Source organism: Allocatelliglobosispora scoriae, assembly GCF_014204945.1.
In the GTDB taxonomy this organism is placed as follows: Bacteria; Actinomycetota; Actinomycetes; order Mycobacteriales; family Micromonosporaceae; genus Allocatelliglobosispora; species Allocatelliglobosispora scoriae.
On the sequence record NZ_JACHMN010000003.1, the window covers coordinates 2,652,121 to 2,667,843 of the forward strand.

12 protein-coding genes and 1 pseudogene are annotated in these 15,723 nt (G+C 72.2%); 6 read left to right on the forward strand and 7 right to left on the reverse strand.

Features of this window, described 5'->3' with window-relative positions:
• Window positions 1-70 precede the first annotated feature (70 nt).
• Both F4553_RS38070 and F4553_RS38075 read left to right on the forward strand, forming a co-directional pair.
• A complete protein-coding gene (locus F4553_RS38070) occupies window positions 71-1,156 on the forward strand; it encodes an S-(hydroxymethyl)mycothiol dehydrogenase (protein ID WP_184846293.1) in 1,086 nt (361 codons plus the stop codon).
• Window positions 1,153-1,785: an MBL fold metallo-hydrolase gene (locus F4553_RS38075; protein ID WP_184846295.1), complete on the forward strand. Its 633-nt coding sequence runs from the start codon at window positions 1,153-1,155 to the stop codon at window positions 1,783-1,785. The genes F4553_RS38070 and F4553_RS38075 overlap by 4 nt, the downstream gene beginning before the upstream one ends.
• A gap of 49 nt (window positions 1,786-1,834) precedes the next feature.
• On the opposite strand, the gene F4553_RS38080 is transcribed toward F4553_RS38075, so the two are convergent.
• Window positions 1,835-2,641, reverse strand: a complete 807-nt coding sequence (locus F4553_RS38080) for a DUF6544 family protein (protein WP_184846297.1) — start codon at window positions 2,639-2,641, stop codon at window positions 1,835-1,837.
• Window positions 2,642-2,855: 214 nt separating this feature from the next.
• Here F4553_RS38080 and F4553_RS38085 point away from each other — a divergent pair, with 214 nt between their 5' ends.
• On the forward strand, window positions 2,856-3,494 hold the full coding sequence (locus F4553_RS38085; RefSeq protein WP_184846299.1) for a hypothetical protein: 639 nt from the start codon (window positions 2,856-2,858) through the stop codon (window positions 3,492-3,494).
• Window positions 3,495-3,502: 8 nt separating this feature from the next.
• On the opposite strand, the gene F4553_RS38090 is transcribed toward F4553_RS38085, so the two are convergent.
• Window positions 3,503-4,144: a response regulator gene (locus F4553_RS38090; RefSeq protein WP_184846302.1), complete on the reverse strand. Its 642-nt coding sequence runs from the start codon at window positions 4,142-4,144 to the stop codon at window positions 3,503-3,505.
• 48 nt (window positions 4,145-4,192) lie between these two features.
• Entirely contained in the window at window positions 4,193-5,218 is a 1,026-nt protein-coding gene (locus F4553_RS38095) for an Acg family FMN-binding oxidoreductase (protein ID WP_184846304.1), read from the reverse strand.
• Window positions 5,219-5,455: 237 nt separating this feature from the next.
• Here F4553_RS38095 and F4553_RS38100 point away from each other — a divergent pair.
• Window positions 5,456-7,112: pseudogene (locus tag F4553_RS38100) on the forward strand (sensor histidine kinase).
• A 3-nt stretch (window positions 7,113-7,115) separates the two neighbouring features.
• Here the strand turns inward: F4553_RS38100 and F4553_RS38105 are convergent.
• Both F4553_RS38105 and F4553_RS38110 read right to left on the reverse strand, forming a co-directional pair.
• A complete protein-coding gene (locus F4553_RS38105; RefSeq protein WP_184846306.1) occupies window positions 7,116-7,778 on the reverse strand; it encodes a hypothetical protein in 663 nt (220 codons plus the stop codon).
• Between the two features lie 170 nt (window positions 7,779-7,948).
• Window positions 7,949-8,542, reverse strand: a complete 594-nt coding sequence (locus F4553_RS38110) for a hypothetical protein (protein WP_246467599.1) — start codon at window positions 8,540-8,542, stop codon at window positions 7,949-7,951.
• Window positions 8,543-9,075: 533 nt separating this feature from the next.
• On the opposite strand from F4553_RS38110, the gene F4553_RS38115 reads away from it, so the two are divergent.
• Entirely contained in the window at window positions 9,076-9,414 is a 339-nt protein-coding gene (locus F4553_RS38115; protein WP_184846308.1) for a DUF5713 family protein, read from the forward strand.
• A 22-nt stretch (window positions 9,415-9,436) separates the two neighbouring features.
• On the opposite strand, the gene F4553_RS38120 is transcribed toward F4553_RS38115, so the two are convergent.
• Entirely contained in the window at window positions 9,437-11,704 is a 2,268-nt protein-coding gene (locus F4553_RS38120; RefSeq protein ID WP_184846310.1) for an ATP-binding protein, read from the reverse strand.
• A gap of 102 nt (window positions 11,705-11,806) precedes the next feature.
• Between F4553_RS38120 and F4553_RS38125 the strand changes: the two genes are divergently transcribed.
• On the forward strand, window positions 11,807-12,481 hold the full coding sequence (locus F4553_RS38125) for a response regulator transcription factor (protein WP_246467600.1): 675 nt from the start codon (window positions 11,807-11,809) through the stop codon (window positions 12,479-12,481).
• Between the two features lie 55 nt (window positions 12,482-12,536).
• Here F4553_RS38125 and F4553_RS38130 read toward each other — a convergent pair whose 3' ends face one another.
• Window positions 12,537-15,632, reverse strand: a complete 3,096-nt coding sequence (locus F4553_RS38130) for a M4 family metallopeptidase (protein ID WP_184846312.1) — start codon at window positions 15,630-15,632, stop codon at window positions 12,537-12,539.
• Window positions 15,633-15,723 lie beyond the last annotated feature (91 nt).

Genomic DNA, 15,723 nt, shown 5'->3' on the forward strand with positions numbered 1-15,723 from the left:
AACTCCCCCTCATCACGCGCTTCCGGCCGTCCTGGTGCCGGAAGCGTGTCCACGTGTCGAGGAGGCCACGGTGGTTCACGAGGTCCGCGGGGTTGTCGCCCGCGTCAAGCATGGTCCGGTCAGCCTGGAGACGATCCTGGTGCCCGATCCCGGACCGGGCGAGGCGCTGGTCCAGGTGCAGGCGTGCGGGGTGTGCCACACCGACCTGCACTATCGCGAGGGCGGCATCAACGACGACTTCCCGTTCCTGCTCGGCCACGAGGCCGCCGGGATCGTCGAGGCGGTCGGCGCCGGTGTCACCGAGGTCGCGCCGGGGGATTACGTGATCCTCAACTGGCGCGCCGTCTGCGGCAGTTGCCGGGCCTGCCTGCGCGGCAAGCCGTGGTACTGCTTCGCCACCCACAACGCCCAGCAGAAGATGACCCTCGCCGACGGCACCGCGCTCTCGCCCGCCCTCGGCATCGGCGCCTTCGTCGAGAAGACCCTGGTCGCGGCCGGCCAGTGCACCAAGGTCGACCCGGCTGCGGCGCCCGCGGTCGCGGGACTGCTCGGCTGCGGGGTGATGGCCGGGCTCGGCGCGGTGCTCAACACCGGCGCGGTGACCCGCGGCGACAGCGTCGCGGTCATCGGCTGCGGCGGGGTCGGCAACGCGGCGATCGCCGGAGCCAGGCTGGCGGGTGCGACGACGATCATCGGCGTGGACCTCTCCGACCGCAAGCTCGACTGGGCGCGCCAGTTCGGCGCGACGCACACCGTCAACGCCGGTCAGGCCGATGTGGTCGAGGCGATCCGGGAACTCACCGGCGGCTTCGGCGCGGATGTGGTCGTCGAGGCGGTCGGCCGTCCGGAGACCTACCGGCAGGCCTTCTACGCTCGCGACCTCGCCGGGACCGTGGTGCTGGTGGGCGTACCCACTCCGGAGATGCAGCTGGAGCTCCCGCTGCTGGACGTCTTCGGCCGCGGTGGGTCGCTCAAATCCTCCTGGTACGGCGACTGCCTGCCCTCGCGCGACTTCCCGATGCTGATCTCGCTCTACCTGCAGGGACGGCTCGACCTCGACGCGTTCGTGACGGAGCGGATCGGCCTGGGCGACATCGAGGACGCGTTCGCCAAGATGCAGCGCGGCGAAGTCCTGCGCTCGGTGGTGGAGCTGTGACCGGCGCCCGGATCGAACGGGTCGTCACCTCGGGCACCTTCAGCCTCGACGGCGGCACCTGGGACGTCGACAACAACGTCTGGCTGCTCGGTGACGACGACGAGGTGCTCGTCGTGGACGCCGCCCACGACGCACCGGCGATCGCTGCCGCGATCGGCGGCCGGCGGGTCACCGCGATCGTCTGCACCCACGCGCACAACGACCACATCGACGCCGCACCCGCGCTCGCCGAGCTGACCGGTGCCCCGGTCTTCCTGCACGCCGACGACACCGAGCTGTGGCGCCGGACCCACCCGGACCGCGAGCCCGACCAGCTGATCTCCGACGGCGACCTGTTCCCGGTCGCCGGGGTCGTCGCGCGGGTGCTGCACACGCCGGGCCACGCGCCGGGCGCGGTCTGCCTGCACGTGCCGGAGCTGGCGGCGCTCTTCTCCGGGGACACCCTGTTCCAGGGCGGTCCCGGTGCGACCGGACGGTCGTTCAGCTCCTTCCCGACGATCATCGACTCGATCCGCGACCGGCTGCTGGTGCTCCCGCCCGACACCACCGTCTACACCGGACACGGCGACACGACCGCCATCGGCGCGGAGGCACCGCACCTGGAAGAGTGGCTCGCCCGCGGACACTGAGGCCACGCTGAAGCCCGCCGCTGTGACTCCGGCGGCGGGCTTCGGCGACTCAGCGGTAGTGCGCCTGATCGATGCTGAAGCGGATGAACTCCTCGCTCGCGCACCCGTCCGGGCAGTGCCACCAGCCCGCGCGGCCGGTGACGGGAATGGTGTAGCCGTCGAAATCGCGCTCGGGTCCGTCGAGCACGGCGGTGAAGAGGTGCTCGCCGAAGGCGGTGCCGCCGGGCTGTCCCCAGCGCGGAACGTCCACCCTGGTCAATGTGCCCGTGTCGGCGACGGTGATCGTGAGGCGGCTGGTGCTGCCGTCGACCGTCACGGCCGCGGTCGCCCGGTGGTCGTCGACCGGGCTCCAGACCAGCTCGGCGGCGAGCGCGGCGGCGGGGACGAAGCAGAGTTCGGCGGCGAGCCGCCCCAGGGCGCTGCGGGTGACGTCGGGTCCGGTGGCCCGCATGAAGGGGACGAGTCCGAACAGGTCCCAGCGCATCTCGCCGGTGCTCCGGGTGTAGCGGTCGAATCCCCGGATCGTCACCGGACCGAGGCTGGTCCTGGCGGCCCAGATGAACCCGCTCAGCGGGGCGAGCGCCCAATCGGCCCGGTAACGCCACCACCGGCCGAGCTTGATCTGGCCCTGCTGATGCAGGACCGCCGAGCGGCGCAGCGGGGTTCCGGGCGCGATGGCGTGCGTCAGCCAACGGCGTACGGGTTGCGGCAGCCCCGTCAGCATGCCGGGGTCGAACGCCGGCGGTGCCGGGGTTGCCGCGGTCAGGTCGTCCCACTGGCTGCGAAGCGCCGGATCGACGGTGTCGGGGATCGGGGGTGGGGCGTCGTGGTGGCGGATGCCCTCGTGAGTCGTCATGTCTCCTCCAGGGGTCGCGGCTTACCCCCAGGCTGCTCGCATCGTGCCACGCCGGTGAGTGCCGAACGGCCCGCGATCGCGCGGCGAAGGTCCCGGTTCGGCGGACCCGGCGGCCGTGAGCAAACCGTGACCCGCGACGGGTCGCATTGGTGGCCGTCGAAGCGGCATGCTGATGCCCGTCATCGTCCATCATCGACTATGCGGGGTTCACCGAATGAGCAGCGCCGACGACTTCTCTCTGAGCCTGGCGATCGAGGACCTCCTGCCGACGCTGCTCGGCTTCGTGGGGTTCCTGATGCTCGGCATGCTGCGCAAGCCCCGGGCCGGCATCACCGCCGCGGTCATCATGTTCGTCGCCGGGCTCACCCGCTGCCTGTGGAAGATCATCATCTCGACCGGCGGCCCGGACGTCACCTGGCTGGGCAGCGCCCTGTTCCCGCTGCTCATGACCGGGGCGGCCATGCTGCTGTGGTCGCTGCACGGCGAGATGCCGTGGTGGCCCTACGCCGCCGCGCCGGTCATCGCCACCGGGCTCGCCATCGCGCAGGGCAGCATCCAGCCGATCTTCATCCTCGCCTCGGTCGGGGTCATGGGCGTGAGCGTCACCGGGATCGTCCTGGCGGTGCGGATCCGCGCCTACGGTTCCGCGGTGCTGTTCGTCATCGGCATCCTCGCCGTCGCGGGCCTCGTCCCGCTGCGCAGCCACCCGGACGGCACCACCATCGCGTTCCAGTGGATCGAGCAGACCGTCAACACCATGGCGCAGGGCGCCTTCGCGCTCGCGGCCTTCTTCACGCTGCTCGCCTACCGGTCACCCGAGGCGTCCACCCGGCCGGCCAAAGCGGCGGCCTGAGCGGGGCTCTAGCCCCGGGCCCGGCCCAGCAGGCGGGTGGCGAGCACGGCGGCCTGCGTACGCCGTTCCAGCCCCAGCTTGGACAGGATGCTCGAGACGTAGTTCTTGACGGTCTTGTCGGCGAGGAACATCCGCCCGGCGATCTCGTGGTTGGTCAGCCCTTCCGCGACATATTCGAGGATCCGGCGCTCCTGCTCGGTGAGGAGCTGCAGCTCACTGGGCTGCTCGACGCCGTGGCGGATCCGGTCGAGCACCCGGGCGGTGACGATGGGATCCAGCATGGACTGTCCCGCGGCGACCCGGCGGACGGCGTCGACGAGGTCGGTGCCCCGGATCTGCTTGAGCACGTATCCGGCCGCCCCCGCCATGATCGCGGCGAACAGTGCCTCGTCGTCCTCGTAGGAGGTGAGGATGAGGCCCTGGATCGAGGCGTCCACGGCGCGTACGTCCCGGCAGACATCGATGCCGCTGCCGTCGGGCAGGCGGGCGTCGAGGATCGCGACGTGCGGCTTGAGCGCGGGGATCCGGCGGGTGGCCTCCTGTGCGGAGCCGGACTCGCCGACCACCTCGATGTCGCCGTCCTGCTGGAGCAGGTCGATCAGGCCGCGGCGGACCACCTCGTGGTCGTCGAGCAGGAAAACCCGGATCATGCTCTATTTCTACCCCTCCCACCGCGCGTGGCTCAGGGCCGTTCGGCCCTACACGGCGGGCCCGGCGGCCCGAGCGGCCGGATCGATCTCGATCGTGTGGGCGGCGTCGAGTCTCGGCGTCCGCGGGGGACCGACATGGTCGGGATCGGCGATGCCCAGCCGGAGGACGAGGTGGGCGTAGCCGAGGTCGGCGAGCATCCGGCGCAGCAGCTGCCGGGTGGCGTCGACCTCGATGACCTGGCTGAACGGCAGGACCGCGATGCCGAGCTCGGTCGCCCGCAACCATGCCGCCGACATCGCCTGCCCGGCCCGCAGCCAGTCCCGCGGCTCGTCGGTGTCGCTGAAGAGCACCACATAGGCGGCGTGCTTGTCGTGCTCGCCGCCGATGCGCAGCGTCCCCGGCACGGCGAAGTCCCGCTCCCCGACGTCGGTCTGCGGACGCCGGTCGGGGATCACGTCGGCGGGGACGCCGGTGCCGTCCGGCCGGTCACCGCCGGTCCACCGAGTGGTCTCCGCGACCAGGGCCGGATCCGCGGCGGCGACGTCCTCGGCCCGGGAGACGGCGACGGCGAGCTCGGTGGTCTGGTCCGGGGTGAGCCGGTGCAGGTGCACACCCTGCGCGGCGGCGGCCTGTCGCAGCTGCTCGATCTGGTCGGCGGTGAGCTCTTCCTCGATCGTGGGCCGGCGGTCGGTGTGGCGCATCCCGATGGCCTGGACCAGCCGGACCGCCTCCGGGGTGACCGGTGCTGTGCCGGTGATCGTCACCCGGGCGAGGTGGTCGGGCTCCGCCGGTGTCGGCAGCAGCTCCACCGCGGTCAGCAGTCCCTCGGCGGCCAGCGCGACCTGCGCGTGATGCAGGGCCGCCGCACAGCTGGTCAGCAGCATCCGCCCGTCCGGATCGGTCGCCGGCAGCGACCGCGAGCGGTCCGCGTAGAGGTCGAGCGCGTCGGTCCCGACCCGCCAGCGCCACGGCTGCGTGTTGTGGATCGACGGTGCGTGCCCGGCGGTCTCGGCCGCCTCGGCGAGCGCGGCGGCGAGGGGCCTGCCCGGTGTCGGCGCTGATGTGCTGGTCATGGCTCGAGCCTCTCACTACGCGGCGGTCGGCGCCGCCGAATGTGCCGTTGTCCCATTGGACAGCGGGACGGACCGTGGGCGCAGGAGCAGGACGGCACCCCCGGGCGGGCCCTTCGGCCCCCACCGGGGAGCAGCGTCGCCGCCGCGCGACGGCGAGGACGGGCGCGTAGGATCGCGATCGTGGATGAGCAGCGGAAAGTGACATCCGAGGATGTCTGGAGCGCTCCCGCACTGGGGTTGTCGTCCCTGTCCAGCGTGCGCCTCGACGAGCTGCTGCAGGAGATGCTGGTCCGTGTCGGTGAGGTGATGGCCGGGCGGGAGCGCCTCACCGCCCTGCTGGAGGCGGTCGTCGGCATCGGCACCGACCTCGACCTGCGCAGCACCCTGCACCGCATCGTCGTGGCCGCGTGCCGGCTCGCCGACGCCCGCTACGGCGCCCTCGGCGTCATCGGCCCCGACCAGCAGTTGGTGGAGTTCATCACCGACGGGCTCACCGTCGCCGAGCACGAGGCGATCGGCGACCTGCCGCACGGCGCCGGGGTGCTCGGCCTGCTGATCCGGGAGCCGCACCCGGTCCGCCTCCCCGACATCGGCCGGCACCCCCAGTCGGTCGGGTTCCCGCCGCACCACCCGCCGATGCGCAGCTTCCTCGGCGTACCGATCCGCATCCGCGACCAGGTCTTCGGCAACCTCTACCTGACCGAGAAGCGCGGCGCCGCCGAGTTCACCCCGGAGGACCAGGAGATCATGGTCGCGCTCGCCGCCGCCGCGGGCGTCGCGATCGAGAACGCGCGCCTCTACGCGCTGGTCGCCCGCCGGCAGCGCTGGCTGGAGGCGACCGCCGAGATCACCGGGGTGCTGCTGGGCGAGGTCCGGCGGACCGAATCGCTCGCGCTCGTCGCCCGGCGGGCCCGGGAGGTCGCCGACGCCGCGCAGGTGCTGGTGCTGCTGCGCGACGGCGACGCCGACGAGCTAACCATCGAGGTCTGCGATCCCGCCAACGACGAGCTGATCGGCGCGACGATCTCGGTCGTGGCGACGCCCCTGGCCGACCTGCTCGACCGCCGCCACGTCATCGTGGACGATCTGCGGACGGCGGTCACGTGGCCGATCGACCTCGATGTCGGGTCCGCGCTGCTGGCCCCGCTGGCGGTCGGTGGCACCGTGCTGGGCGTTCTCGTGGTCGCGCAGTCGCCGGGCGGACCCACCTTCGATCCGCAGATCGACGCCGCCCTCCTGGCGACCTTCGCCGACCAGGCCGCCCTCGCGCTGGAGCGGGCGCGGGCCACCGAGGAACGCGAGATGCTCGTCGTGCTCGAGGACCGCGAGCGCATCGCGCGTGACCTGCACGACGTCGTCATCCAGCGGCTCTTCGCGACCGGCCTGCAGCTGCAGACCGCCGCGAGGCTCGCGGCGAAGCCCGAGGTGAGTACGCGGATCAGCAACGCCGTCGACGACCTGGACGCCACCATCCGCGACATCCGGTCGGCGATCTTCGAGCTGCGCAGCCCGGTCGACGCCGACCTGCGGGCCGACATCCGCTCGACGGTCCGCCGCCGCCATGACCCTGGGGTTCCGCGCCGGGCTGCGGCTCGACGGCCCCGTCGACAGCGCCGCCTCCGACGAGGTGCGCCCCGAGCTGCTCGCGGTCCTGCGGGAGGCCCTGTCCAATGTGGCCAAACACGCCCGGGCGCAGCGGGTGGACGTGGCCGTCGCCGTCCGGGAGGGCCGGCTGAGCCTGACGGTGACCGATGACGGGGTCGGGATCGGCGCGGCCGACGAGCGGGGCGGCCTCGCCAACATGCGCCGCCGCGCGACCCGCCTGTCCGGCGACTTCACGGTGACACCGACCGCACCCCACGGCACCACGGTCCGCTGGTCGGTGCCGCTCTAGGACCTAGACCTGCGGCAGGCCCCACGGCTGGATCCGCTTCGCCGTCGGGGAGGTCTGCATGCGGATCTGCTGCGGCTTGGCGGCGATGGGCGGTGCCAGCGTCACCGCCAGCTCGACGTTCACGATGCCGACCGGGTCCGCCGAGGGAGCCTGCGCGATGGTGAGGCCGAGCTCCGTCCCGCTGGTCTTGCCGAGCAGGGCGTAGATCGCGGGCGTGGCTGCGGAGCCGAAGCCGCCGGCACCGGGCGCGCCGGGCTTCACCGCACCGCCGGGCGCCGTGCCGGCAAACGTGGCGAAGCTCGGGTAGTAGGCGTTGGTGACCGGGTCGTACTCGTAGACGACGACGGCGATCGACATGACCGTCCTGGTCAACGGCCGGGCGGCCAGCATCCTCAGCTGCCGCGCGTTCGCCGCCGATACCCGGCCGCGCAGCGCGATGTTCTCGGTCGGCAGCGTCGACCAGTCCACATGCGACAGCACTGCGACCGCCTGGCCGGTCGGGGTGACGGGGGAGCCCGGCGGCCTCGGATCGGTCACCGTGATGTCCGGCGCGATGGTGGAGTCGCCGATCGTCCACCCGACGATGCGCCCGTACGGGCGGTGCGTGGCCGGTGTGGAGTCGTAACCCTGCGCGACGTCCAGATCCCGGGCGTATTCGACCGTCATGGTTCCGCTGCCTCTCCTGTCGTGCCTGCCGGGGCGCTCGACCGAGCACACCGCTGCGATGGTCCGGAGATACAGAGCGGCGCCGACGACGCCGTGATACGGCGAGTCCGAGACACGACAGTCCCGGCCGTCGCCCTGGTGGGCGGGGCCGGGATGGCGTGGCGGCGGTCCTACTTCAGGACGGGGTACCGCTGGACGATCGCGAGGTTGCCCCAGAGCCGGCCGAGGCCGAGGGTGTCACCGGCGTTGACCAGGGCGAGCGCGGCCAGCAGGCCGGCGTAGATCAGGTGGTCGTCCATGAAGAGGTTGTTCTCCGGAGGCAGGACGACCGTCCACATCATGACCGTGAGCAGGCCGCCGGCGACCGCGGCGAACCGCATGCCGATGCCGGTGACGAGGGCGGCGCCGACCCCGAGCAGGGCGAGCATGAACAGCCAGTTGGTGACGGGGTGCCCGGCGATGGCGTGGTAGAAGTCGGTGAACGGGCCCGCGGCGCCGTTCTTCAGGAAGCCCATCGTCGGGTTGCCGCCGTTGATCCAGGCACCCTTGGCGGTGGTCTCGTGGCCGAGGCCGAACACCTTGTCCAGAAAGGCCCACAGGAAGACGAAGCCGAGGCCCAGGCGCAGCCCGGCGAAGACGTACCGGGCGGCCTTCTGCGCCGGGGTCTCGATCGATGTGGTCTCGATCGGTGCGGTGGCCGGGCCTGCGGCGTCGAAGCGGTTCGTGACTCCGTGGGCGGCCGGGCGGTGCGTCGTTGCGGTCATGTCCGTGTCCTTTCCGTGCGTCGTTGTCAGCTCCATTCCACTGCCTGCACCGGTCCGGCAGCAGTGCCGCCGTACCCGACTGCGACGGGACCATCGGCCCCCGCCGTGAGGGCCGGTCGGGCGGCACTGCCGACCACGATCGCCGCAAGTCTTCAAGAGTCGGTCCTAAAGACCGCGTAACCGGCGCGCAGCAGCATCTGCGGCGGCCCGGACGGGCACAGGGTCTCGTCGGCGGCGCCGACGAGCCGGTCACCCGAGAGCTCCTCCTCCGGCGGGGGCCGCCACCGTGTGCCCGCCGACCGACACCCTGGCCGGCAGGTCCGGATCGTGGCGGTCGGAACGCCGCCCGCACCGCGTGGCGCAGGTCGGTGGCGGCGGTGACGGGCGTGGTCATGGTTCTACCGTGACCGGCCGCACCCGTCCTGATCAGGGCCGCAAGGCCCGTCCCTGTCGGGACCCCGCCGGCCGGGACCGGAGGCGGCGCCTGACCGCGCGGGTGAGACGATGGGCGCCCCTGCGGGCGAGGAGAGAACGTGCCGGTCAACCAGCAAGTGGCGGGATATTCGTTTCTCGCGGAGATGTACCAGGACGGCTACTACCCCGATCACGTCGTCGATCTGGGCACGGCGATCCTGGTCCGGATGTGTGACCGCATCGAAGCGGAACAGCCCGCCGATCTGACGGCGCTCTACGCGATCACGCATGCGGCGACCGAGGAGTTCAACGACCTCGAGCAGGTTTTCGACGAGGCGGGCAGCGAGATCGAGACCGTGGCCCGGGACGCGATCGGCATGGACTTCCACTTCGTCGCCACCGCCTACGGGTTCGCCGACGCCGACATCGAGGAGCTGATCGCCACCCGCGAATGGTGACCGGGCGGCGGTGAGCCGTCGGTCAGGGGTATGTGCCGATCAGCTCCCCGCCGGACGCTGCGGTAACGCTGATGGGAAGCCGGCAGCGCACGACCGTGCCCCGGGGCGACGCGGCGGTGATGGCCACCTTGCCGCCGAGTTCCAGGCAGCGCTCGCGGATGCTGGTCAGGCCCATCCCGGGCCGGTAGTCCGGTGCCAGGCCCCGGCCGTCGTCGGTGACCTCGATGTGCAGGTCCCCGTCCCGCCAGACCCGGATCGCGCAGGTCTCGGCCGACGCGTGCCGGACCACGTTGGTGAGCGCCTCCGAGACGATGCGGTAGGCGGCCACCTCCACCGCCGCCGCGATCGGGTCGGCGCCGACCGAGCAGTCCAGGTGCGTGCGGAGGCCGCCGCCGAGCCGGTCGACCAGCTCGCGCAGGGCCGCGCTCAGGCCGAGATGGTCGAGCACGGTGGGGCGCAGTCCGTCGACGAGCTGGCGGATGTCCCCGACCACGGCTCGGTGGACCTGCGCGAGGTCGGCGAGGATGCGCTCGGCCGCCGCCGGGTCGGAGCGGATCAGGGAGCGGCCCAGCTCCAGCCGCATCGATGCCGACGCGAGGGTCGGACCGAGGCCGTCGTGGATCTCGCGGCGCAGCCTGCGGCGCTCCTCCTCCAGCACGGTCACGGTGCCCTCCAGCGTCCGCTGCAGCCGGGCGGCGAGCAGCAGGCCGTGCGCGGTGGTGCTGACCTGGCGGGCGAGCCCGCCGAGCAGGCGCCGGTCGGAGGGGCCGAACGGCTCCCGGTCCGGCCCGGGGTCGAGGACCAGTTGGCCGATCGGTTCGCCGTCGTGGCTGAGCACGAGCCTGGTCGCGGTAGGCCCGGCCACGCCGTGGCTGCTGGAGGGCAGCGCCAGGCCCGGCACCTCGATCGCCGCATGGGTCAGCCGCAGGGCTCGCACCAGGGTCGAGACGAGCTGGTGCAGTGCGGTCTCGGCCGAGTGCGCCGACTCCAGCCGCTGGCCGATCTGCCGCAGCACCTCGTAGGGGTCCTCCCGCTCGCCGTAGACCAGGCGGCTCACCGCCCGCCGCAGGGCTGTCCGGGCGGCGGAGAAGGAGAGGGCGACCATGACGGCGAGCAGCACCGGAGCGAACCCGAGGCGGGTGTCGAACGCCTCGCTCAGCAGCGCGGCGATCCCCAGGTAGACACCGATCAGCGTGATGGTGACCAGCCCGTAGACCAGGGAGCGGCGCAGGATGAGCTGGATGTCCCACAGGCGGTGGCGCAGCACCGCCGCGGCGAGCAGCAGCAGGGCCGGGAGCCACACGATGGTGAGGTACTCCCACGGGATCAGCGGGCGCCCGATGATCTGCTCGGGGAGGCGGCCGAGCAGCAGGTACCCGCCGGCGAGCACGACCAGGCCGTAGCTGACCAGGCGCATGCGCTGGCGGGCTGCGGGGTCGCGGGCCAGTACATAGCTGACGATCACGGCGGCGAGGACGAGGAGCGGGAAGAACTCGGCGGCGGGCACCGACACCCCGAGCAGGGTCCAGGTCCGGCGCAGTCCGTGCGCCGTCGGCAGCGCGTGCGCCACCACCATCGCGTACGCGGCGAACGGCAGCACGTAGGCGAGCGCTGTCAGCCAGGGGCGGCGGCGCAGCACCGGCCAGGTCTGCGGGAAGGAGATGGCGAAGTGCAGCAGGCATGCCCACAGCAGACAGTTGACGACCTCGGCCGCCGTGGAGACCCACAGCCGTCCCGTCGCCACCTCGATCGCCTGGGTGCCGTACATGTGGGAGGCGTACCCGATGAACTGCAGGACGGCGACGAGGTAGAGGGTGACCGCGGCCGGGTCGCGCGGGCGCCGGGCGACGACGAGTGCCGGGAGCAGGACCATGAAGAGGATGTAGGGCAGGGTGTGCGCGTTGCGTTCCGCCAGGGCCGGGAACGGGTAGTCGGTCAGCGTGACCGGCACGTCGAGCCGGACGCCCGCGCGGTCCACCGTGTAGACGACGGTGTCGCCGATGACCGGCCGCGGGTCGGCGAGGGAACCCGAGGCGAGGGGGCGGCCGTCGATGGCGACCACCGTGTCGCCGGCCCGTAGCGGTGTGTCCGCACCGACCGCGACGGTCAGCACCACCCCGTCCGCGCGCCAGGTGCGGGAGTCGGTGTTGATGGAGGTCCCGTCGGACGGGTGCCCGGCCCGCGCCGCCCACAGCCAGCCCAGGGCGAGCAGCGCGAGCAGCGCCGCGAGGACCATCCGCACGATCCAGGCGCGGCCGGATCGGCCGCGCGGCTCGACTACGCCTGTCATCGGTCTCCAAGATGGGGCGGTCCCGGGACGGCTGACCCATTGACGTCGGGACGGCGCCGACCGCATGGTGGTGCAGGTCCCAGCGCCGATCCGGAGGGTACCTTGCCCGATCAAGAAACGGCCGAGCCGTCCTTGGGCGTGCTCGTCGCCGACGACCACCCGATCTTCCTCGCCGGGATGCGGCAGCTGCTGGACGCGTACCCCGGACTGACCTGCGTCGGGGCCGTGACCTCGGGTGTCGAGGCGGTGCGGCTGGCGGTGCAGCGGCGCCCGGACGTGGCCGTGCTCGACCTGGACATGCCGGATCTGTCCGGTGTGGAGGTGGTGCGGGCGATCGGCGAGCAGGCGCCCGGCATCGGGGTGCTGATGCTGACGATGCTCGGCGACGACGAGTCGGTCTTCGCCGCGCTGCGCGCGGGCGCCCGGGGCTACCTGCTCAAGGGCGCGACCCCGGACGAGGTGGTGGCGGCGATCCGGTCCGTCGCGTCCGGCGGGGCCGTCTTCGGACCGAGCATCGCCGCCCGCATCGTCGAGTATTTCGCGGCTCGTCCGGCGGCTGCCGCGCCTGCCCTCGCACTGCCGGAGCTCACCGAGCGGGAACGGGAGATCCTCGCGCACCTGGCCGACGGCGAGTCCAACGCGGCCATCGCCGCCCGTCTCTATCTGAGCCCGAAGACGGTGCGCAACCACCTGTCCAACATCTTCACCAAGCTCCACGTGGCCGACCGTCATGCCGCCGCGCGGCGTGCCCGCGAGGCCGGTCTCGGCCGCCCATAGCCCTGAACGCGTCGTGGCCGCCCGGCGAACCGGACGGCCACGACGGCGGTGGTGGTTACGGGGTGGTCTGCAGCCCCGCGGTCAGGCAGTCGACGTTGTCCGGCTCCCACACGTCGTAGACGACCCGCAGGAAGATCCCGCCGGTGCCGATGTGCCACCAGCCCAGGCTCGCCGCGAGATCGCGCGGCTGACCCGGATTGGTACGCGTGATGGTGAACCCGCGGATGCCGTCGTTGTAGACCGTCGCCGACGGCGGTGCGGGCGTGTTGTGCGCGCCCCCGGTGCCCCGCCAGTAGAGCAGTCCGCTGACCCGGTCGACGCTGCACCCCACGGGCATCGACAGGAACGCGTTGAGGACGGTGTTGCCGCGCGCCCCGTCGAAGATCACGGGCCAGTGCGCGAACCCCGACGCGCTGTAGAGGACCCGGCGGTGGACCGGTCCGAGCGGGGTGCGGCACTGCTCGTCGGTGACGCCCGCCGGCTTGTTGTAGGTTTCGACGAGGTCGACGATGATCCGGCTGTCGCCGTCCTGCCAGGGGATGAAGAGCTCGATCACGGCTTCGCGTGCGGTCGGGTTGCTCGACGCCGCCCGCGACACCACCCTCGCGTCCCACTCCCCGGCGAAGCTGATGCTCAGCCCGGCGGCGATGTTCGACGTCAGGACCTGCCCGGTCGACACGTCCCTGGCGACGAGGACCTGGTCGGCGATCGTGCACCCCCGGTAGAGGGTCTGGCCGCCGTAGACGGTGTACCGCAGGGTCCCGATGAACTCGACCCGCCAGCCGATGTCCTCGAACGCGGTGATGCCGACGGAGTCGAACGCCCGGGCGATGTGGTCGCACATGGCCGCCGTGAACGCGATCCCGCCCAGCGGCGATGTCACCGCGTCCTTGCACGTCGCGATGGTCTCGACCCGGTGGTCGAGCAGGGTCGATGTCGGGCCCAGCCGGCCGCTGACGAGGGTGGCGTAGGCGAGCTGCGCCATCGCGGGCCGTCCGATGCCCGGGCTGCCGATCCCCGGGATGCCGCCGTCGGTGATCATGACAGCCGCCCGGTTGGGTACGCCAGCCGTCTGGTGCGTGCACGTCGGGCAGTACGGGTTGATCAGCGCGACGTGGTCCGGATCGCCGAACGCCATCGGGTTCTTCATGTCGCGGACCGCGCCGCCGGGGGAGTCCTCGGCGATGCGCCAGTCGGCGGCGTCGTTCTCGACGAGGTTGCCCATCAGATCGGCGTAGTGCTCGCCGAGGGCGCCGGCCTCACCGGTGGCGAGGAAGCCGGACGTGCTCTCGACGACGCCGTGGGTGAACTCGTGCGCCACGATGTCCTGCGAGACGATCTTGGGGCCGAGGTGCATCCGGATGTCGAGGCAGTCGACGTACCCGAAGAGCGGGTTCGGGTCGGCGGTCTGCCGGGGGAGTCCGGTCTCCTGCGGGGTCCGCCCGCACCACAGTCCGTTCTCCTCGTAGGACAGCCCGACGCGTACCTTCACGGCGGTGCCCTGGTTGTCGAAGCTGTTGCGCCCCAGCGACGTGTAGAACGCGTCGGTCGCGTTGAGGAAGCCCGACACCCGCAGCGAGTCGGGGTGCATGGTGTTGGCGGGGACCAGGGCCGTGCCCGGGGTGAGCGGTGCGGTGCCGGGCGCCTTCGTGATCTCGGGGCGGTCGAGCTGCTGCCCGTTGAGGATCGTGTAGGGCACGGCGGGTGCGTGGGAGCCGAACGCGAACACCTCGGTGCCGCTGCCGCGGGCGTCGACATAGGAGATCCGGCCGGGCAGCGCGATGCGGTAGACGAGCCGCTCCTCGCCCGGGCGCAGGCTGGTGCCGGCGAACAGGTCGGCGGAGAGGACGACCAGCGAGGCCGTGGGCTGGACCGAGGACCACCAGAGGGCGAACTGCGACAGGCAGAGCGCCTGGCCTTGGCAGACCACGGCACGGTACCGGTCGGCCGCGGTCAGGAGGGCCGCGGACGAGGTCACCGTGGCCTGCGGGTAGGCGGTGGGGAAGGTGACGAACCGGCCGCTGATCGACTCGGCGTGACCGTCGGCGGCGAGCGTGACCGTGAGGTGGGAGCCCTCGACCGGGAAGCCCGCGTAATACTCCTGGAAGCGGACGGCGGTCCGGCCGCCGACATCCGTGGACTGCTGCGGGGCCTGCAGCGCCTGGGTGGGCCGCAGGGTGCCGTAGAGCTGCGCGAAGAGCGGCTTCGCCATGAGGTCGCGGGCCCGGGCGAGCGGTGTGGCTCCCTGCGTCGCGATGCCCAGGTGGCCCAGGCCCACCCAGGCGGGAGTGCGGGTCGCGGGGTCGAGGACGACCCGTTGCAGCCAGGCGACCGGGTTGACGAACTGGCATCCGGCGACCGACTTGTCGGTCAGGGTCAGGCCGGGACCGGTGGCGGCCATGGTCGCGGTGCTCTGGTCGACCAGGTGGAAGCCGACCTGGTCGGGCTTGCCCTCCGTCCAGGCGGGGGTGCCGTAGAGCCACGCCAGACGCGGCGCGTGGGCGCCTCCGGTCAGGAAGTACGGGTCGAGGACGACCTGCGTCGGCTGCGGCAGTTCGGTGATGTCCGCGTCCTCGTAGCCCCGGGCGGCCTGGTAGGACCGGACGACCTCGGCGGCCTTGCCGACATCGAGCCTGGTGGTGTTGACGTCGCCCAGCTTCTCGCCGGTCAGCTGGCCCGCGACACCCCGGATCAGGCCGGCGCGGGTGAGCACGACCGAGACGGCGGCGTTGGCGACCGGGAGCCGGTCGGCGGCGACCCGGCTGAAGGTCACCGCGGAGCAGTCGCCGCTGTCGACGACCTTGGTGACGACGGTGTCGCGGATGTCGGCGAGGTTCCACAGCAGCCGGTTCTGGGTCAGGAACGCGGTGGCGTGCTCGGTGATCGACGCCTTCGGGTCCAGGCCGCTGGGGATCTCGAGCTCCAGCCGCCCGACCGTGCGGGCCTGCTGCCAGCTCTCGGCCCGCAGCTGTGTCGTCGACTTGGCGGCGAGCGTATCCAGGAGCTTGATCTGGTCCTTGGAGAGGTAGGGGTCCTTGCGGTAGTCGGTGCCGATGGTGGACTCCTGGCCCGGCTTGCCCTCGGCCTGGGCGGATCCGGCAGCCGTCACCGCCAGGGCCGCCACCAGGACGAGGCCGGCCGCGGCCGCCACGACCTGCCTTGATATACGAAAATGTCTCTGCACGGGGATCTCCTCGACGTCGGAACACGCCGAGGATGGTCGACCGCGATCACCGGGCGCA